19 protein-coding genes are annotated in these 19,724 nt (G+C 39.9%); 18 read left to right on the top strand and 1 reads right to left on the bottom strand.

Annotated features, from left to right (window positions below; all coding sequences use genetic code 11):
• Nucleotides 1-52 precede the first annotated feature (52 nt).
• From SINDD18_RS04330 to SINDD18_RS04290, 9 genes are all read left to right on the top strand, one after another.
• The gene (locus SINDD18_RS04330) at nucleotides 53-550 is read left to right on the top strand and encodes a GAF domain-containing protein (protein WP_061863210.1); all 498 of its coding nucleotides are present in this window, start codon (nucleotides 53-55) and stop codon (nucleotides 548-550) included.
• The gene (dnaX, locus tag SINDD18_RS04325) at nucleotides 550-2,214 is read left to right on the top strand and encodes a DNA polymerase III subunit gamma/tau (RefSeq protein ID WP_061863209.1); all 1,665 of its coding nucleotides are present in this window, start codon (nucleotides 550-552) and stop codon (nucleotides 2,212-2,214) included. The genes SINDD18_RS04330 and dnaX overlap by 1 nt, the downstream gene beginning before the upstream one ends.
• A 22-nt stretch (nucleotides 2,215-2,236) precedes the next feature.
• Entirely contained in the window at nucleotides 2,237-2,431 is a 195-nt protein-coding gene (locus SINDD18_RS04320) for a DUF3272 family protein (RefSeq protein WP_001081607.1), read from the top strand.
• A gap of 152 nt (nucleotides 2,432-2,583) precedes the next feature.
• Nucleotides 2,584-3,354, top strand: coding sequence for a Fe-S cluster assembly ATPase SufC (gene sufC / locus SINDD18_RS04315; RefSeq protein ID WP_000114489.1), 771 nt, complete (start codon nucleotides 2,584-2,586; stop codon nucleotides 3,352-3,354).
• Between the two features lie 27 nt (nucleotides 3,355-3,381).
• The gene (sufD, locus tag SINDD18_RS04310) at nucleotides 3,382-4,644 is read left to right on the top strand and encodes a Fe-S cluster assembly protein SufD (RefSeq protein WP_061863208.1); all 1,263 of its coding nucleotides are present in this window, start codon (nucleotides 3,382-3,384) and stop codon (nucleotides 4,642-4,644) included.
• A gap of 10 nt (nucleotides 4,645-4,654) precedes the next feature.
• Entirely contained in the window at nucleotides 4,655-5,881 is a 1,227-nt protein-coding gene (locus SINDD18_RS04305; protein WP_061863207.1) for a cysteine desulfurase, read from the top strand.
• The gene (gene sufU / locus SINDD18_RS04300) at nucleotides 5,868-6,308 is read left to right on the top strand and encodes a Fe-S cluster assembly sulfur transfer protein SufU (RefSeq protein ID WP_061863206.1); all 441 of its coding nucleotides are present in this window, start codon (nucleotides 5,868-5,870) and stop codon (nucleotides 6,306-6,308) included. The genes SINDD18_RS04305 and sufU overlap by 14 nt, the downstream gene beginning before the upstream one ends.
• Nucleotides 6,309-6,365: 57 nt before the next feature.
• Complete coding sequence (gene sufB, locus SINDD18_RS04295; protein ID WP_061863205.1) at nucleotides 6,366-7,778, top strand: Fe-S cluster assembly protein SufB; 1,413 nt, start codon at nucleotides 6,366-6,368, stop codon at nucleotides 7,776-7,778.
• Nucleotides 7,779-8,060: 282 nt separating this feature from the next.
• Nucleotides 8,061-9,458: an APC family permease gene (locus SINDD18_RS04290; RefSeq protein WP_061863204.1), complete on the top strand. Its 1,398-nt coding sequence runs from the start codon at nucleotides 8,061-8,063 to the stop codon at nucleotides 9,456-9,458.
• Nucleotides 9,459-9,689: 231 nt separating this feature from the next.
• Here the strand turns inward: SINDD18_RS04290 and pbp3 are convergent, their stop codons facing one another.
• A complete protein-coding gene (pbp3, locus tag SINDD18_RS04285; RefSeq protein ID WP_061863203.1) occupies nucleotides 9,690-10,931 on the bottom strand; it encodes a D-alanyl-D-alanine carboxypeptidase PBP3 in 1,242 nt (413 codons plus the stop codon).
• A gap of 105 nt (nucleotides 10,932-11,036) precedes the next feature.
• Between pbp3 and SINDD18_RS04280 the strand changes: the two genes are divergently transcribed.
• The 9 genes from SINDD18_RS04280 to rsmI all read left to right on the top strand — a co-directional run.
• Nucleotides 11,037-12,146, top strand: a complete 1,110-nt coding sequence (locus SINDD18_RS04280; RefSeq protein WP_061863202.1) for an AI-2E family transporter — start codon at nucleotides 11,037-11,039, stop codon at nucleotides 12,144-12,146.
• A gap of 415 nt (nucleotides 12,147-12,561) precedes the next feature.
• Entirely contained in the window at nucleotides 12,562-13,758 is a 1,197-nt protein-coding gene (gene tuf / locus SINDD18_RS04275) for an elongation factor Tu (protein WP_004253262.1), read from the top strand.
• 157 nt (nucleotides 13,759-13,915) lie between these two features.
• Nucleotides 13,916-15,025, top strand: coding sequence for a glutamate 5-kinase (proB, locus tag SINDD18_RS04270; protein WP_061863201.1), 1,110 nt, complete (start codon nucleotides 13,916-13,918; stop codon nucleotides 15,023-15,025).
• Nucleotides 15,026-15,034: 9 nt separating this feature from the next.
• Nucleotides 15,035-16,297 (top strand): glutamate-5-semialdehyde dehydrogenase, encoded by a 1,263-nt coding sequence (locus SINDD18_RS04265; RefSeq protein ID WP_061863200.1) that lies wholly within the window; start codon nucleotides 15,035-15,037, stop codon nucleotides 16,295-16,297.
• A gap of 4 nt (nucleotides 16,298-16,301) precedes the next feature.
• Complete coding sequence (gene proC, locus SINDD18_RS04260) at nucleotides 16,302-17,099, top strand: pyrroline-5-carboxylate reductase (RefSeq protein ID WP_061863199.1); 798 nt, start codon at nucleotides 16,302-16,304, stop codon at nucleotides 17,097-17,099.
• A gap of 119 nt (nucleotides 17,100-17,218) precedes the next feature.
• On the top strand, nucleotides 17,219-17,857 hold the full coding sequence (tmk, locus tag SINDD18_RS04255; protein WP_061863198.1) for a dTMP kinase: 639 nt from the start codon (nucleotides 17,219-17,221) through the stop codon (nucleotides 17,855-17,857).
• Nucleotides 17,854-18,750: a DNA polymerase III subunit delta' gene (locus tag SINDD18_RS04250; protein ID WP_061863197.1), complete on the top strand. Its 897-nt coding sequence runs from the start codon at nucleotides 17,854-17,856 to the stop codon at nucleotides 18,748-18,750. The genes tmk and SINDD18_RS04250 overlap by 4 nt, the downstream gene beginning before the upstream one ends.
• Before the next feature lie 24 nt (nucleotides 18,751-18,774).
• Nucleotides 18,775-19,092, top strand: a complete 318-nt coding sequence (gene yabA / locus SINDD18_RS04245; RefSeq protein WP_001034369.1) for a DNA replication initiation control protein YabA — start codon at nucleotides 18,775-18,777, stop codon at nucleotides 19,090-19,092.
• Nucleotides 19,093-19,094: 2 nt separating this feature from the next.
• Nucleotides 19,095-19,724, top strand: a 630-nt coding sequence (gene rsmI, locus SINDD18_RS04240) for a 16S rRNA (cytidine(1402)-2'-O)-methyltransferase (protein WP_241497333.1), incomplete at its 3' end; no start/stop codon positions are given.

The raw sequence follows: 19,724 nt of genomic DNA, 5'->3' as shown, positions 1-19,724 counted from the left end.
AAAACAAGGGATTTTTCTTTTTTCTACTAGCATTTTTTGATATAATGGTTTTATGTTATATTCAGAAAAAGAATCACTTTATCAAACAATAAATGAACAGCTCTCTTATCTTTTAGAAGGAGAGCCCAATGTGTTGGCTAATCTATCAAATGCCAGTGCTCTGCTAAAAACAAGTTTTCCCAATACTGTTTTTGCAGGTTTCTATCTATTTGATGGGAATGAACTGATCTTGGGACCCTTTCAAGGTGGAGTTTCATGTGTACGAATCGCTCTTGGAAAAGGTGTTTGTGGAGAGTCTGCAGCTAGTCGTCAAACAGTGATTGTTGGTGATGTTAAAACCTATCCAAACTATATTTCTTGTGATAGTAGTGCTCGTAGTGAAATTGTTGTGCCGATGGTTAAAGAGGGACGTCTTCTGGGCGTTCTAGATTTAGATTCATCTCTTGTTGATGATTATGATGACTTGGATCTGAAATATCTAGAAGAGTTTGTTGCTATTTTGTTAGAGAAAACCGAATGGATTTTTTCAATGTTTGAGGAGAAAGCGTAATGTATCAGGCCCTTTATCGAAAATATAGAAGTCAAACATTTTCACAGTTAGTAGGTCAGGAAATTGTTGCAAAAACTCTGAAACAAGCCGTAGAGCAGGAAAAGATTAGCCATGCCTATCTATTTTCAGGGCCTCGTGGAACTGGAAAAACCAGTGTAGCCAAAATTTTTGCCAAGGCTATGAACTGCCCTAATCAAGAGGGAGGAGAACCTTGCAATAACTGTTATATCTGTCAAGCTGTAACAGACGGTAGCTTGGAAGACGTTATCGAAATGGACGCGGCCTCTAACAATGGAGTGGATGAAATTCGTGATATCCGCGATAAATCAACCTATGCTCCAAGTATAGCTCAGTATAAGGTCTATATCATTGATGAGGTTCATATGCTTTCAACAGGAGCCTTCAATGCCCTTTTGAAAACTCTTGAAGAACCAACTCCTAATGTTGTTTTTATCCTAGCAACAACAGAGCTTCATAAGATTCCTGCAACTATTTTGTCTCGTGTTCAACGCTTCGAGTTCAAATCTATTAGAACTCAGGATATTCGAGATCATATCTTCCATATTTTAGAAAAGGAAGGGATTACCTATGAAACTGAAGCTGTTGAGATTATCGCTCGTAGAGCAGAAGGTGGTATGCGGGATGCTTTGTCCATTTTAGACCAAGCATTGAGCTTGACTCAAGATGCTAGATTAACAACAGTTGTTTCTGAGGAAATTACCGGGACTATTAGTCTAAGTGCTTTGGATAATTATGTAGCTACCTTGGCACAAAAAGATGTGACTCGTGCTTTGGAAAATCTTAATTTGATTTTTGATAACGGAAAAAGCATGACACGATTTGTAACAGATTTGTTGCAGTATCTTCGGGATATTTTGATTGTCCAAACTGGTGGGGAGGATACTCACCATAGTGATCTCTTTAAGGATAACCTAGGTCTTTCACAGGCTGTTTTGTTTGAAATGATTGGAATTGCGACAAGTAGTTTAGCTGATATCAAGGCTAGCCTACAACCTAAGATTTATGCTGAAATGATGACCATTCGTTTGGCAGAGATAGATTCAAAACCAACATTATCAGATGATACAAGTGGAGAATTAGCCTCACTTAGAGAAGAAGTTGCACGATTGAAACAGGCCCTAGCAAATGTTAACATGAGTCCTAAGCAGACTACACCAACACCGAGTCGTCCAGTTAACAGCAAGTCAATTTATCGCGTAGATCGCAATAAGGTTCAGTCTATTCTTCAAGAAGCTGTTGAAAATCCTGATTTAGCCCGTCAAAATTTAATCCGTCTTCAAAATGCTTGGGGAGAAGTTATTGAAAGCTTGTCAGGTCCAGATAAGGCGCTTTTAGTTGGTTCTCAACCTGTTGCGGCTAATGAGCACCATGCCATTCTTGCATTTGAATCTAACTTTAATGCTGGGCAGACCATGAAGCGTGATAATCTCAACACCATGTTTGGCAATATCCTCAGTCAAGCAGCGGGATTTTCACCAGAGATTCTTGCTATTTCCATGGAAGAGTGGAAAGAAGTCAGAGCTGATTTCTCAGCGAAGGCTAAATCGTCTCAAGGTCAACCGGTTAAGGAAGAAGTTGAAGAATCTGTCCTTCCTCAAGGATTTGAATTTCTAGCAGATAAAGTGACCATAGCAGAAGATTAAAAGGATTTTGTAACATAATACGATGAACAGACAACAATTTATAATTATGGCCTTATTTACTGCTGCCGAGACTTATTTCTTTAATGAATCCATCATGGAGCAACGGTATATCGTGGCCTTGCTTTGGGCTATTTTAATCCTAAGAAATTTTAGAGTCAGCTATATTATGGGTAAAATTGTGAACGCTATAGATGACCATTTTCGTGGAAAGAAGTAACCCTCAGCTTCTAGACAAAATTAAAGCCTTTTAGGCTTTTTTTTGTTATACTATTAAAGTATATTTATTGATATTTTATCGTTTTTTACTAGAAAACTAAGGACAATTTTCTAGCGAAAATGATAAAACGGATTGAAAAGAAAGGAATTATCATGTCAGTATTAGAGATCAAAGATCTTCACGTTGAAATCGAAGGAAAAGAAATTTTAAAAGGGGTTAACCTGACTCTTAAAACAGGAGAAATTGCCGCTATCATGGGCCCAAATGGTACTGGTAAGTCTACTCTTTCAGCTGCTATTATGGGAAACCCAAACTATGAAGTCACTAAAGGTGAAGTCTTGTTTGACGGTGTAAATATCCTTGAGTTGGAAGTGGATGAGCGTGCACGTATGGGACTTTTCCTAGCTATGCAATACCCATCAGAAATTCCAGGAATTACCAATGCAGAATTCCTTCGTGCAGCTATGAATGCTGGTAAAGAAGATGATGAGAAGATTTCAGTGCGTGAGTTTATCACTAAGCTAGACGAAAAAATGGAATTGCTCAACATGAAAGAAGAAATGGCAGAGCGTTACCTCAATGAAGGTTTCTCTGGTGGTGAGAAAAAACGCAATGAAATTCTTCAACTCTTGATGTTGGAACCAACTTTCGCACTTCTTGATGAGATTGACTCAGGTCTTGATATTGACGCTCTTAAAGTAGTATCTAAAGGGGTTAATGCTATGCGTGGTGAAGGCTTTGGTGCTATGATTATTACTCATTACCAACGTCTCTTGAACTACATTACGCCAGACGTGGTACACGTTATGATGGAAGGTCGTGTTGTTCTTTCTGGTGGTCCAGAATTGGCTGCACGTTTGGAACGTGAAGGATACGCAAAATTAGCTGAAGAACTTGGCTATGACTACAAGGAAGAATTGTAATTCCCTCGTATCTTTTAGGAGAAGTAAATGACTAAAGAAACTATTAAACTTTTTTCAGAAATGCACGCTGAACCAAGCTGGTTGGCTGACCTCCGTCAAAAAGCTTTTGACAAGATTGAAAGTTTAGAATTACCAGTTATTGAGCGTGTCAAATTTCACCGTTGGAATCTGGGTGATGGAACTATTACAGAAAGTGAACCGTCAGCAAATGTACCTGACTTCACTGCTCTAGACAATCACTTGAAGTTGGTGCAAGTAGGAACCCAGACTGTTTTTGAACAAACTCCAGTTGAGTTGGCTGAACAAGGAGTGGTCTTTACAGACTTCCACTCAGCTTTAGAAGAAATTCCAGAACTTATAGAAGAATTTTTCATGTCATCAGTGAAATACGATGATGATAAGTTGGCAGCCTACCATACAGCATATTTTAACAGTGGTGCTGTTCTCTACATTCCTGATAATGTTGAGATTGCTGAACCAATCGAAGGAATTTTCTACCAAGATAGTGATAGTGATGTGCCATTTAACAAGCATATTTTGATCATTGCTGGTAAAAATTCTAAAATTAGCTATCTTGAACGTCTAGAGTCACGTGGGGGAGCTAGTGCTAAGGCAACTGCCAATATCACAGTTGAAGTGATTGCACGTTCAGGTGCGCAAGTGAAATTTGCGGCTATCGACCGTCTAGGCGAAAATGTCACTGCCTACATTAGCCGTCGTGGTAAATTAGGCAACGATGCAAGCATTGACTGGGCAATTGGTGTCATGAACGAAGGAAACGTGGTTGCTGACTTTGATAGTGACTTACTTGGGAATGGTAGCCATGCAGACCTCAAGGTCGTAGCACTTTCAAGTGGCCGTCAGGTACAGGGAATTGATACTCGAGTAACTAACTATGGTTGCAACTCTATCGGTAATATCCTCCAACATGGTGTTATTCTTGAAAAAGCAACTTTGACCTTCAATGGTATTGGCCACATTATTAAGGGTGCTAAGGGAGCAGATGCCCAACAAGAAAGCCGTGTTCTTATGCTTTCTGACCAAGCGCGTTCCGATGCCAACCCAATTCTTTTAATTGATGAAAATGATGTCACTGCAGGTCACGCGGCTTCTATTGGTCAAGTTGATCCAGAAGACATGTACTACCTCATGAGCCGAGGACTGGACAAGGCAACTGCAGAACGTTTGGTTGTTCGTGGTTTCCTTGGATCCGTTATCGTTGAGATCCCTGTCAAGGAAGTTCGTGATGAAATGATTGCGACAATCGAAGAAAAATTGTCAAAACGCTAAGGGGAGGCCTATGTTAGATGTAGAAGTGATTCGCAAGGATTTTCCAATTTTAGACCAAATCGTCAATGATGAACCTTTGGTCTATTTGGACAACGCTGCGACAACACAAAAACCACTAGCAGTTCTGGAAACGATTAATCGCTACTATGAACGGGATAATGCCAATGTTCACCGTGGAGTTCATACCTTGGCGGAACGGGCTACAGCTTCCTATGAAGCTGCTCGTGAAACTATTCGGAAGTTCATCAATGCACCTTCAACAAAGGAAGTGCTCTTTACCAGAGGAACGACTACTAGTCTTAATTGGGTAGCACGTTATGCTGAAGAAATCTTGACTGAGGGTGACCAGGTCTTGATTTCTATCATGGAACACCATTCCAATATCATTCCTTGGCAAGAAGCCTGCCGCAAGACTGGGGCTGAGCTTGTCTATGTCTATCTCAAGGATGGGGCTCTAGATATGGATGATTTGCGTTCTAAATTGACCGCTAAGGTTAAGTTTGTTTCGCTAGCTCACGCCTCAAATGTTCTTGGTGTGGTCAATCCTATCAAAGAAATCACTCAATTGGCTCATCAAGTTGGAGCCATTATGGTGGTGGATGGCGCTCAGTCTACACCTCATATGAAGATTGATGTTCAGGACTTAGATGTAGACTTCTTTGCTTTTTCAGGTCACAAGATGGCTGGTCCGACTGGTATCGGTGTTCTTTACGGCAAAGAAAAGTATCTAGAGCAAATGTCACCAGTAGAATTTGGCGGTGAAATGATTGATTTCGTTTATGAGCAGTCTGCTAGCTGGAAGGAATTGCCTTGGAAATTCGAGGCTGGAACTCCTAACATGGCAGGTGCTATCGGACTTGCTGCTGCAGTGGATTATTTAGAAAACATTGGCATGGATGCCATTGAAGCCCACGAACAGGAATTGATTGCATATGTCTTTCCAAAATTACAAGCAATTGAAGGATTGACCATATACGGTTCGCAAGATTTGGCTCAACGTTCAGGTGTCATTGCCTTTAACCTAGAGGATATCCATCCTCACGACCTTGCGACTGCTTTGGATTATGAAGGTGTTGCAGTTCGTGCAGGTCACCATTGTGCGCAACCCTTGCTCCAGTATTTGGATGTCCCAGCAACAGCTCGTGCAAGTTTTTATATCTACAATACCAAGGCAGATTGCGACAAGCTAGTCGATGCTTTACAAAAGACAAAGGAGTTTTTCAATGGCACTTTCTAAACTAGATAGCCTCTATATGGCAGTGGTAGCAGACCATTCGAAAAATCCTCATCACCAAGGAAAGTTGGAAGACGCTGAGCAAATCAGTCTCAACAATCCAACCTGTGGAGATGTCATCAATCTCTCTGTCAAGTTTGATGCAGAGGATCGTTTAGAAAATATCGCTTTTCTAAATTCAGGCTGTACCATCTCAACTGCCTCTGCAAGTATGATGACAGATGCCGTTTTAGGAAAAACCAAACAAGAAATCTTAGAACTTGCGACTATCTTTTCTGAAATGGTCCAAGGACAAAAAGATGAGCGTCAAGACGAGCTTGGAGACGCAGCTTTCTTATCAGGTGTTGCTAAGTTCCCTCAACGGATCAAGTGCGCAACCCTCGCTTGGAACGCCCTTAAGAAAACAATAGAAAATCAAGAAAACAAATAAGACAAGTTTCTTTTGTCTTATGAATCGTTAGAATTAAAGAATGAAAGAAAGGATATTATGGCTGAAGAAAGAGTAGAACCAAAACCAATTGACCTTGGTGAATATAAATTTGGTTTCCATGACGATGTAGAACCTGTCCTATCGACAGGAAAAGGATTGAATGAAGATGTCATTCGTGAACTATCAGCTGCCAAGGGAGAACCTGAGTGGATGTTAGAATTCCGTTTGAAGTCTTATGAAACCTTCAAAAAAATGCCCATGCAAACTTGGGGAGCAGACTTGTCAGAGATTGACTTTGATGACTTGATCTATTACCAAAAACCATCTGATAAACCAGCCCGTTCTTGGGATGAAGTTCCTGAAAAGATTAAAGAAACCTTTGAACGTATCGGGATTCCGGAAGCTGAGCGTGCTTATCTAGCAGGTGCCTCTGCCCAGTATGAGTCAGAAGTAGTTTACCATAACATGAAGGAAGAATTTGAGAAGTTAGGAATTATCTTTACAGATACAGATTCTGCCCTCAAAGAATACCCAGACTTGTTTAAACAATACTTTGCGAAGTTGGTTCCGCCGACAGATAACAAGTTGGCAGCCCTCAACTCAGCAGTGTGGTCAGGTGGAACCTTTATCTACGTACCAAAAGGTATCAAGGTTGATATTCCACTTCAAACTTACTTCCGTATCAACAACGAAAATACTGGTCAGTTTGAACGTACCTTAATTATCGTTGATGAGGGAGCAAGTGTCCACTACGTTGAAGGATGTACAGCACCAACTTATTCAAGCAACAGCCTGCATGCTGCTATTGTCGAAATCTTTGCTTTGGATGGAGCTTACATGCGTTATACAACCATCCAAAACTGGTCTGATAACGTCTATAACTTGGTAACAAAACGTGCTAAAGCTTTGAAAGATGCGACAGTTGAGTGGATTGATGGGAACTTGGGTGCCAAAACAACTATGAAATATCCATCTGTTTACCTTGATGGAGAAGGGGCGCGTGGAACCATGCTTTCTATTGCCTTTGCTAATGCAGGGCAACATCAGGATACTGGTGCCAAGATGATCCACAACGCTCCACATACCAGTTCGTCTATCGTGTCTAAGTCTATTGCAAAAGGTGGAGGTAAGGTAGACTACCGTGGACAAGTAACCTTTAATAAAAACTCTAAGAAATCTGTTTCTCACATCGAGTGTGACACCATTATCATGGATGACTTGTCAGCATCAGATACTATTCCGTTTAATGAAATCCACAACTCGCAAGTAGCTTTGGAACACGAAGCTAAGGTTTCTAAGATTTCAGAAGAACAATTGTATTACCTCATGAGTCGTGGATTGTCAGAATCCGAGGCAACAGAGATGATTGTCATGGGATTTGTGGAGCCCTTCACCAAAGAACTTCCAATGGAATATGCAGTTGAGCTGAACCGCTTGATTAGCTACGAAATGGAAGGATCAGTTGGATAATTTTTATAAAGAAAAACTGAGGCTGGGACAAAAGTCCTAGCCTCTTAATTGGCTTTGGATTGTCGAGCAAGACGCAGTGGTTGAGTGGGCTCTACTACGCTTATTTCATCAGCTTTTACATCCTTACTCAACTGTGCGGAGGTGGGACGACGAAATCGTATTCTAACGAATTACCGATTTCTGTCCCACTCTCAGTTTTTTTGGTTTATGAGGCTAATAAATATTCACAAAAATCCTTATATATGATAAAATAATACAATCTTATAAATTTGGAGATGAATTATGAATATTTTTAGAACCAAGGACGTTAGTCTAGGTAAAACAGAAATGCATCGTCATTTAAAACTATGGGATTTAATTCTTTTGGGAATTGGTGCTATGGTGGGAACTGGTATTTTCACCATTACAGGAACAGCTGCAGCAACACTAGCAGGGCCTGCTCTTGTTGTATCTATCGTGATTTCTGCGATTTGTGTGTCCTTATCCGCCCTCTTTTTCGCAGAATTTGCCTCTCGTGTTCCTGCAACGGGTGGAGCATATAGTTATTTATATGCAATTTTGGGTGAATTTCCAGCTTGGATAGCTGGTTGGTTAACCATTATGGAATTTATGACAGCAGTTTCAGGTGTTGCCTCTGGTTGGGCAGCCTATTTTAAAGGTTTGCTAAGTCATTATGGAATTTCCTTGCCACAAGTCTTGAATGGAACTTTTAATCCTGAACATGGTACTTATATTGATTTTTTACCAATTTTAGTAATTCTACTTGTTACAGGTGTTGTACTTTTAAATTCGAAAGCAGCTCTTCGTTTTAATTCTATTCTTGTTGTTTTAAAATTTTCTGCTCTTGCCTTATTTATCCTGGTTGGTATTTGGTACATTAAACCTGAAAATTGGTCAGATTTTGCACCATTTGGTTTTGGTCAGATTTATGGAGGAAGCACTGGAATTATGGCAGGTGCTTCACTCATGTTCTTTGGATTCTTAGGTTTTGAGTCCATTTCTATGGCAGTTGATGAAATTCAAAGCCCACAAAAGAATATTCCACGTGGGATTGTTTTATCCTTAACCATTGTAACCATTCTGTATGCCTTGGTTACCTTGATATTGACAGGTATCGTTCACTATAGCAAGCTCAATGTTGATGATGCAGTGGCTTTTGCTCTTAGAAGTATTGGTATTGGTTGGGCAGCTAATTATGTTTCACTTGTTGCAATTTTTACCTTGATTACGGTATGTATTTCCATGACCTATGCCTTGTCACGAATGATTTATAGCTTGGCCCGAGATGGACTATTACCTCAAAGCTTCAAACAAGTAACCAAGACTAGTCGCGTTCCAAAGAATGCAACCATTTTGACAGGTGGAGTTTCAGCGATAGCAGCTGGGATCTTCCCTCTGGCAAGTATCGCAGCCTTTCTCAATATCTGTACTTTAGCCTATCTTATTCTCTTAGCCTATGGAATTATCAAATTGAGAAAAGATAAGGGTATGCCCAAAGAGGGAGAATTTAAAACTCCCCTGGTTCCTTTTTTACCAATCTTGTCTATTCTGATTTGCCTCTCATTCATGCTTCAGTATACCCTTGAAACATGGATGGCATTTGGCCTTGCTTTATTAATAGGAATTGTAATTTACTTTGTTTATGGATATAACCATTCGACTGTAGCTGAAAATGAATAAAGAAAAAATCTTGAATTGCCATGATTTAGAACGTAGATAACAGCCTATCTGTAATTGAAAAATTGTCCTTATAGGCTTATAGGATGGTTGGCTACCATATAGTGAAAACTCTTAGAAATGCTGAGAAAATGCTATTTTTAAGAGTTTTTTATTTTCCCTAATAAAAAAGATTGAAGAAAATTATCCAAAATGGACTTTTTCTTCAATCTGAACCTTGAATTCTAGTAATTTTTATAACTTTTCATTTACGAATTGAACAAATCGATTCCACCAAATCTTTAAGAAGAAAGCTTTTTCGACATTTTTTTCTGCGACCATCTCAAAACTAGGTTTGTCAGTTGTAATGTATCCTTGACCAACTAGATCCTTGTCTTCATAAGTCAAATGTCCAACAACAGTTCCTGCCTCTAGTGGAGCAGTGTGTTCAGTCGTGTCCGCTGTGTAAGTAATAGTTGATTGTGTACGACTACCCAGACGTTGTACTATTTTGATATCTTCTTTTGCGACAGCTGTAACTGTATCTTCCTTCCCATCTAATACAGGCGATTTACTATCTTCGTAACTTTCCCCTTGTTTGACGATTGTCTGAAGAGCAAAGTTTGATGAGATGTAATCTAAAATAGAAGAAGTAGCTGTAAAGCGTGCATATGGATTGGTATCTTGGTTGTCAGCGTTTAAGACAACTGTGATAATACGCATTCCTTTTTCTACAGTCGTACCTACAAAGGATGCTCCAGCTTTATCAGTCGTACCAGTTTTAAGTCCATCAACACCACCACGATAGGCAGGCATTCCCTCTAACATATAGTTGGTAGAATGAATGGTCATCCCTGCAAAAGTAGAAGAAGGTTTCTTTGTGATTTCTAAGACTTGAGGATACTTGAGGATGAGATTGCGAGCAACGACAGCAACATCATAAGCGCTCAATTTGTTTTCATCATCTTTTTTAGATCCTGGATAGATATTATTTCCAAGAGTTTCATTGTTGAGCCCTGTTGTGTTGACGAGTGTAGCATCTTGAATCCCCCATTCTTGTAGTTTGGCCTTCATCATATCTACAAAGTCCTTCTCAGAACCGGCAATTTTTTCAGCTAAAGCGATAGCAGCACTGTTAGCGCTAGATACCAAAGTCGCTTCTAGTAACTCTTCGACAGTGTAATTTCTAGCTTCCATAGGAACATTACTTGCCGCAGAATTAGTTGTCAACTGGTAGGGGTAATCAGAAATTTCTACAGGAGTAGAAAGAGAGATTTTCCCCTGTTCCAAGGCTTCGTAAACGAGATATACGGTAAGCAATTTGCTAATAGAAGCAATTTCAACAGGTTGAGTAGCATCCTTTTCGTATAATATCTTACCGCTATTAGCTTCAACAGCAATGGCATGTTTTGCTGCTACATCAAAATCCTGGGCAAAAACCGTAGTAGCGGAACCAAACGAAATAAGTGTTAATAGTGTTAAAAATAATTTCTTCATAGTAATTGTATTCTATCATAAAGACAAAAAATATTCTTGTTTTTATAATGTAGGTTATCAATCTTTTTTGAAATATGGTAAAATAGGGAAAAGAGGAGGTGGCCTATGTTTCGGAGAAACAAACTATTCTTCTGGACAACTGAAATTCTACTAATAACCTTAATTTTCTATCTATGGAAAGAAATGGGTGCTATTATTACACCCTTTGTCAGTGTTGCAAATACAATTATGATTCCTTTTTTATTGGGAGGATTTTTGTATTATCTAACCAACCCAATTGTTATCTTTTTAGAGAAGGAATGCAAAATCAATCGCATCATTGGGATTTTGTTAACCCTTTGTGCCTTAATTTGTGCAATCGTACTTAGTTTTGTCTATCTGCTACCGATTTTGATTAATCAGTTGAGTAGCCTAATCTACTCGAGTCAAAACATTTATGGTCGTCTTCAAGATTTAGTCATTGAGTTATCAAAACATCCAGCCCTGCAAAATCTAGATATTCAACAAACTATTCAACAACTAAATCTCTCATATGTTGATATTTTGCAAAATATCTTGAACAGTGTGACAAATAGTGTTGGCAGTGTTCTCTCTGCACTCGTAAGCACTGTATTGATTATCATCATGACACCAGTCTTCTTGATTTACTTCCTACTTGATGGACATAAATTTTTACCCATGCTAGAAAGAACTGTATTAAAACGAGATAAATTGAACATATCTGGTTTATTGACAAACCTAAATACAACTATTTCTCGTTACATTAGTGGAGTGTCTATAGATGCAGTTATTATTGGATGTTTAGCTTTTATCGGTTATAGTGTGATTGGTCTAAGATATGCCTTGGTCTTCGCCATTTTTTCTGGATTGGCTAATTTGATCCCGTATGTAGGACCAAGCATTGGCTTGATTCCAATGATCATCTCAAATCTCTTCACCGATCCTCATAAAATGATTATTGCTGTCATTTATATGTTGATTATTCAGCAAGTTGATGGAAATATTTTATATCCACGTATCGTGGGTGGAGTTATGAAGGTTCACCCGATTACTATTTTAGTCTTGCTTTTATTATCAAGTAATATTTACGGTGTGATTGGAATGATTGTTGCTGTCCCAACCTATTCCATTTTAAAAGAGATTGCTAAATTCTTAGCGCGACTGTATGAAAATCATAAGGAAGCACAAGAAGTTGAAAAACATTTATCAGAATAAAGATGTCGGGATAAAAGATCCCGACCTCGTTTTTTAATGATTGATATACCTTTGACTTGACAGTCAATTGAATTTTATATTGTTTTTTAAACTCTCTAATCTCTTATGATGAAACTATAATTTTTTCTATACAACTTTTTCTAAACTACTGAATTATTGAAGTCTCGTAGGCTAGGCATAGGAAATCCAGACATGCTGTATCGATTTCTGGTCGATTGCCTTTTGATAAAATAAGCCTATTTCTCGATATTTTTAACAAATTGGTAGAGGAAGTAGAGCGAGAATAAGAATAATTCACAAAAACTTTGTAAAACACTTGCAATTTAGCTGAAATTTGATAAAATATTAAGGAAAGTTAGACTGTATTGCCTACTGTCTATCTATAAAATATATTTTATTGGAGGCTTTTACTCAAATGGCAAAAGAAAAATACGATCGTAGTAAACCACACGTTAACATTGGTACTATCGGACACGTTGACCACGGTAAAACTACCCTAACTGCAGCTATCACAACTGTTTTGGCACGTCGCTTGCCTTCAGCAGTTAACCAACCTAAAGACTATGCGTCTATCGATGCTGCTCCAGAAGAACGCGAACGCGGTATCACTATCAACACTGCGCACGTTGAGTACGAAACTGAAAAACGTCACTATGCTCACATCGACGCTCCAGGACACGCGGACTACGTTAAAAACATGATCACTGGTGCCGCTCAAATGGACGGAGCTATCCTTGTAGTAGCTTCAACTGACGGACCAATGCCACAAACTCGTGAGCACATCCTTCTTTCACGTCAGGTTGGTGTTAAACACCTTATCGTCTTCATGAACAAGATCGACTTGGTTGACGACGAAGAATTGCTTGAATTGGTTGAAATGGAAATCCGTGACCTTCTTTCAGAATACGACTTCCCAGGTGACGATCTTCCAGTTATCCAAGGTTCAGCTCTTAAAGCTCTTGAAGGTGACTCTAAATACGAAGACATCATCATGGAATTGATGAACACTGTTGATGAGTACATTCCAGAACCAGAACGTGACACTGACAAACCATTGCTTCTTCCAGTCGAGGACGTATTCTCAATCACTGGACGTGGTACAGTTGCTTCAGGACGTATCGACCGTGGTACTGTTCGTGTCAACGATGAAATCGAAATTGTTGGTATCAAAGAAGAAACTTCAAAAGCAGTTGTTACTGGTGTTGAAATGTTCCGTAAACAACTTGACGAAGGTCTTGCAGGAGATAACGTAGGTGTCCTTCTTCGTGGTGTTCAACGTGACGAAATCGAACGTGGACAAGTTATCGCTAAACCAGGTTCAATCAACCCACACACTAAATTCAAAGGTGAAGTTTACATCCTTACTAAAGAAGAAGGTGGACGTCACACTCCATTCTTCAACAACTACCGCCCACAATTCTACTTCCGTACTACTGACGTTACAGGTTCAATCGAACTTCCAGCAGGTACTGAAATGGTAATGCCAGGTGATAACGTGACAATCGACGTTGAGTTGATCCACCCAATCGCCGTAGAACAAGGTACTACATTCTCTATCCGTGAGGGTGGACGTACTGTTGGTTCAGGTATGGTTACAGAAATCGAAGCTTAATTCGATTTAGTTCCCAGAAGAACAATTATTTAAGTCAGACATTAAAAGAATCTTGCTATGCAAGGTTCTTTTTTTGCGATCATAAGTGAGTGAGTTCCTTTTTTACAATTTCATAAAATCATGGTAAAATGGTTAAATATTAAATTTGGAGAAAAATATGAAGTACAAGCGTATCGTATTTAAAGTGGGAACTTCATCCCTGACACATAAGGATGGAAGTTTATCTCGCAGTAAAGTAAAAGCAATCACACAACAGCTTGCAATGCTGCATGAAGCAGGTCATGAGCTGATTTTGGTGTCTTCTGGGGCTGTTGCAGCAGGTTTTGGAGCCTTAGGATTTAAAAAACGACCGACCAAGATTGCGGATAAGCAAGCTTCAGCGGCGGTTGGTCAAGGATTGCTTCTGGAAGAATATACAACAAATTTGCTCTTAAGACAGATTGTTTCAGCGCAAATCTTGCTAACTCAGGATGATTTTGTCGATAAGCGACGTTATAAAAATGCCCATCAAGCTTTATCTGTTCTTCTCAATCGTGGCGCGATTCCTATTATCAATGAAAATGACAGTGTCGTTATTGATGAGCTCAAGGTCGGAGATAATGATACACTTAGTGCCCAGGTTGCAGCAATGGTGCAGGCAGATCTTTTGGTCCTCTTAACAGATGTAGACGGTCTTTATACTGGTAATCCTAACTCGGATCCAAGAGCTAAACGTCTGGAGAGAATTGAGACCATCAATCGTGAAATTATTGATATGGCTGGTGGATCAGGATCATCTAATGGAACTGGTGGAATGCTGACTAAGATAAAGGCAGCGACCATTGCGACAGAGTCAGGAGTACCGGTTTATATTTGTTCATCCTTGAAAGCTGATACTATGATAGAGGCGGCAGAGAAGACTTTGGATGGTTCTTTCTTTGTTGCACAAGAAAAGGGACTTCGTACCCAGAAACAATGGCTAGCCTTTTATGCCAAAAGTCAGGGAGCAATTTGGGTTGATAAAGGGGCGGCAGAAGCCCTCTCTCAACATGGAAAGAGTCTTCTTTTATCAGGGGTTGTAGATGTTGAGAGCAATTTTTCTTATGGTGATATTGTAACGGTATTTGATAAGGAAACTGGAAAATCACTTGGAAAAGGTAGAGTGCAACTAGGTGCATCGGGGCTCAAAGATGTCCTTCGTTCTCAAAAAGCCAAGGGAGTTCTGATTCATCGTGATGACTGGATTTCTATCACTCCTGAAATCCAACTACTCTTTACAGAATTTTAGAGGTAAACTATGGTAAGTACACAAGAACAATTTGAACTGGTACAGGCAGTTAAAAAAACCATCAATACTGCTAGTGAAACAGTAAAAAACCAAGCCTTGCTAGCTATGGCCGATCACTTATTGGCAGCTACTGAAGAGATTTTATCAGCTAATGTTCGTGATATGGAAGCAGCAAAGGGTAAAATATCAGATGTTATGCTCGATCGTCTTTATTTGGATGCAAGTCGTATCCAAGCGATGGCAACAGGCATTCGTGATGTGGTTGCTTTACCAGATCCAATCGGTGAAGTCCTAGAAAGAAGTCAGCTTGAAAATGGTTTGGTCATTACTAAGAAGCGTGTGGCTATGGGTGTTATCGGTATTATCTATGAAAGTCGTCCAAATGTGACTTCTGATGCAGCTGCCCTTGCTCTCAAGAGTGGAAATGCGGTTGTTCTTCGTAGCGGTAAGGATGCCTACCAAACAGCTCATGCTATTGTTACAGCCTTGAAGAAGGGCTTGGAGACTACCACCATTCATCCAGACGTCATTCAATTAGTAGAAGATACCAGTCGTGAAAGTAGTTATGCCATGATGAAGGCTAAGGGTTATCTAGATCTGCTTATTCCTCGCGGAGGTGCTGGTTTGATTAATGCTGTCGTTGAGAATGCTATTGTGCCAGTTATCGAAACAGGTACAGGGATTGTTCATGTCTACGTTGACAAAGATGCGGATGAAGACAAGGCACTGTCTATTATCAATAACGCTAAAACTAGTCGCCCTTCAGTCTGCAATGCCATGGAAGTGCTGCTTGTTCATCAAGACAAGGCAGCAAGCTTCCTTCCTCGTTTGGAGCAAGTTCTAGTTACCGATCGAAAAGAAGTTGGTTTTGAACCGATTCAATTGCGTCTAGATGAGAAAGCTAGTCGATTTATTTCTGGACAAGCAGCAGTGGCTCAAGACTTTGACACTGAGTTTTTAGACTATGTCTTAGCTGTTAAAGTAGTTTCTAGTCTTGAGGAAGCTGTAGAGCATATCGAAGCCCACAGCACCCATCATTCGGATGCGATTGTGACTGAAAATGCTGATGCTATAGCTTACTTTACAGGTCAAGTGGACTCGGCAGCGGTTTATGTCAATGCGTCGACTCGTTTCACAGATGGTGGCCAATTCGGTCTAGGATGTGAAATGGGGATTTCTACTCAGAAATTGCATGCGCGTGGTCCAATGGGCTTGAAGGAATTGACCAGCTACAAATATGTGGTTACTGGTGATGGACAGATAAGGGAGTAAAGAGATGAAGATTGGATTTATCGGCTTGGGGAATATGGGAGCTAGTTTGGCTAAGGCTGTCTTGCAGGCAAAAACGAGTCATCAGATTCTCCTTGCTAATCGTAGTCAAGCAAAAGTAGATGCTTTTATTTCCAATTATGGTGGTCTGGCTTCTAGTAATGACGAAATCTTTGCAGAAGCAGATGTGATTTTTCTAGGAGTAAAGCCAGCTCAATTTTCTGAACTGCTTACTCAATATCAGTCAATCCTTGAGAAACGAGAAAGTCTTCTTTTGATTTCCATGGCAGCTGGTTTGACCTTGGAAAAACTCGCTAGTCTTCTTCCAAGTCAGCACCGAATTATTCGCATCATGCCTAATACACCTGTTGCTATTGGGCAAGGAGTGATTAGTTATGCCTTGTCTGCAAATTGTCATCCAGAAGACAGTGAACTTTTCTGTCAACTTTTAGCCAATGCAGGGCAGTTGGTTGAAATAAGTGATGGTTTAATAGATGCAGCAACAGGACTTGCAGGCTGTGGACCAGCCTTTGTTTATCTATTTATCGAAGCTTTGGCGGATGCAGGTGTTCAGACAGGATTGCCACGAGAAACGGCTCTGAAAATGGCGGCTCAAACAGTAGTTGGTGCAGGTCAAATGGTCCTAGAAAGTCAGCAACATCCTGGAGTCTTGAAAGACCAAGTTTGCAGTCCAGGTGGTTCAACCATTGCTGGTGTAGCAAGTCTAGAAGAACATGCTTTTAGAGGAACCGTTATGGATGCTGTCAACCAAGCCTACAAAAAAACTCAAGAATTAGGCAAATAAGAGGTGAGCGTTAAAACTCACACTCTTTTTTTCTTACAAAGAAGGAAATGAAAAAAGCTTTTCACAAATCCCCATTTTTTTGATAGAATAGAAGAGAGAAAAATAGAAATGAGTCAGACATGTCAAAAGGATTTTTAATCTCTCTTGAGGGACCAGAGGGAGCAGGAAAAACAAGCGTTCTTGAAGCCCTAATCCCTGTATTAGAGGATAGGGGAGTGGAAGTTTTAACAACGCGCGAACCAGGTGGGGTCTTAATTGGAGAAAAAATTCGCGAAGTTATCCTAGATCCTAGTCATACTGAAATGGATCCTAAGACTGAGCTTCTCCTCTATATTGCTAGTCGTCGACAACACTTGGTGGAAAAGGTCTTACCAGCACTTGCAGCTGGAAAACTGGTTATCATGGATCGCTTTATCGATAGTTCTGTTGCTTATCAGGGCTTTGGGCGTGGTTTAGATATCGATGCCATTGATTGGCTTAATGAATTTGCGACTGATGGACTGAAACCTGATTTGACTCTTTATTTTGATATTGAGGTCGAAGAGGGACTGGCACGTATTGCTGCCAACAGTAATCGGGAAGTCAATCGTTTGGACATGGAAGGTCTGGATCTACACCGAAAAGTTCGTCAAGGTTATCTATCTCTTTTGGAAAAGGAAACAGACCGCATTGTAAAAATTGATGCAAGTCTACCTCTTGATCAAGTGATTGAAAATACGCAGCAGCAACTTTTTGACAGGATGGGATTAAGGAGATGAAACAAGAGCAATTAAGAGCTTGTCAACCTCTACAATTTGAACGTTTTGTTCATATCTTGGAGCAAGGGCAACTCAATCACGCCTATCTCTTTTCAGGTAATTTTGGAAGTTTAGAGATGGCCCTTTTCTTGTCTAAAAGTCTCTTTTGTAGTGAGAAAACTGGTATTTTCCCTTGTGAAAAATGTCGGAATTGTAAATTGATTGAGCAGGAAGAGTTTCCTGATGTGACCATAATTAAACCTCTGAATCAAGTCATTAAGACAGAGCGTATTCGAGAATTAGTTGGTCAATTTTCCCAGTCTGGTATTGAAAATCAACGTCAGGTCTTTATTATCGAACAAGCAGAAAAAATGCATGTGAATGCTGCAAATTCACTCTTGAAGGTTATTGAAGAGCCACAAAGTGAGATTTATATTTTCTTTTTGACCGATGATGAGGAACAGATGTTACCAACGATTCGAAGTCGGACACAGATTTTCCAATTTAAGAAGCAAGTCTCTACTTTAATGTCACAGCTTGAAGAGGCTGGTTTAGTAAAAAATAAAGCTAAGCTATTGGCTCAGTATAGTCAATCGCAGGGAGAGGCTGATAAGCTTGTCCATCAAGCAGGATTTTGGACATTAGTAGATGAAAGTGAACGCCTCTTTGCTTGGCTTTTGGCCCATAAAAAAGAATCCTATTTGCAAGTTGCGAAATTAACGAGTCTGGCTGATGATAAAGAAAAGCAAGATCAAGTGCTCAGGATTTTAGAGGTACTAGCTGGTCAAGAGATTCTCAATGTTTCAGCTCGGAATATTTTGCAAAATCTCGTCCAAACTCGAAAAATGTGGCGGGCCAATGTTAGCTTTCAAAACGCTTTGGAATACCTGGTTTTACAAAAAAATTTAAAGTAAAGATAGATTATAGAAAGGGCTGTAATGAATAAAAAAGAATTATTTGATGCTTTAGATGACTTTTCACAGCAATTGTTGGTAACCTTGGCAGACGTCGAAGCTATCAAGAAAAATCTCAAGAGTTTGGTAGAGGAAAATACAGCTCTTCGTTTAGAAAATGATAAACTGAGAGAACGTTTGGGAGAGGTTGAGGAGACAGCACCAGCCAAAACGAAACATGTGAGGGAAAATGTCCGTCGCATTTATGAGGACGGTTTTCATGTTTGCCGTGACTTTTATGGTCAACGTCGGGAGCAAGATGCAGAATGTATGTTCTGTGATGAACTGTTGTTTAGGGAGTAAGTATGCAGATTCAAAAGAGTTTTAAGGGACAATCTCCCTATGGCAAGCTTTATCTAGTCGCAACGCCGATTGGTAATCTAGATGATATGACTTTTCGCGCCATTCAGACCTTGAAAGAGGTCGACTGGATCGCGGCAGAAGATACTCGTAATACTGGACTTTTGCTCAAGCATTTTGAGATCTCAACCAAGCAAATCAGTTTTCACGAACACAATGCCAAGGAAAAAATTCCTGATTTGATTGGTTTGTTGAAGCAAGGTCAAAATCTTGCCCAAGTATCTGATGCAGGGATGCCTAGTATTTCTGACCCGGGGCATGATTTGGTCAAGGCTGCCATTGAAGAAGATATTGCAGTTGTCACAGTTCCAGGAGCTAGTGCAGGAATTTCTGCCTTAATTGCAAGCGGCTTGGCACCCCAACCCCACATCTTTTATGGTTTTCTACCACGAAAGTCAGGCCAGCAAAAGCAGTTTTTCGAAGCGAAAAAAGCTTATCCAGAAACTCAGATTTTCTATGAATCGCCCCACCGTGTAGCAGATACACTGGAAAATATGCTAGAAGTTTATGGTGACCGTCCAGTAGTTCTGGTTCGCGAATTGACCAAGATTTATGAAGAATACCAACGAGGTAAG

The organism is Streptococcus infantis, assembly GCF_001579645.1.
GTDB lineage: Bacteria > Bacillota > Bacilli > Lactobacillales > Streptococcaceae > Streptococcus > Streptococcus infantis_E.
Note: the sequence above shows the minus strand (reverse complement) of the source record. Positions and strands in the feature narration are given on the sequence as shown.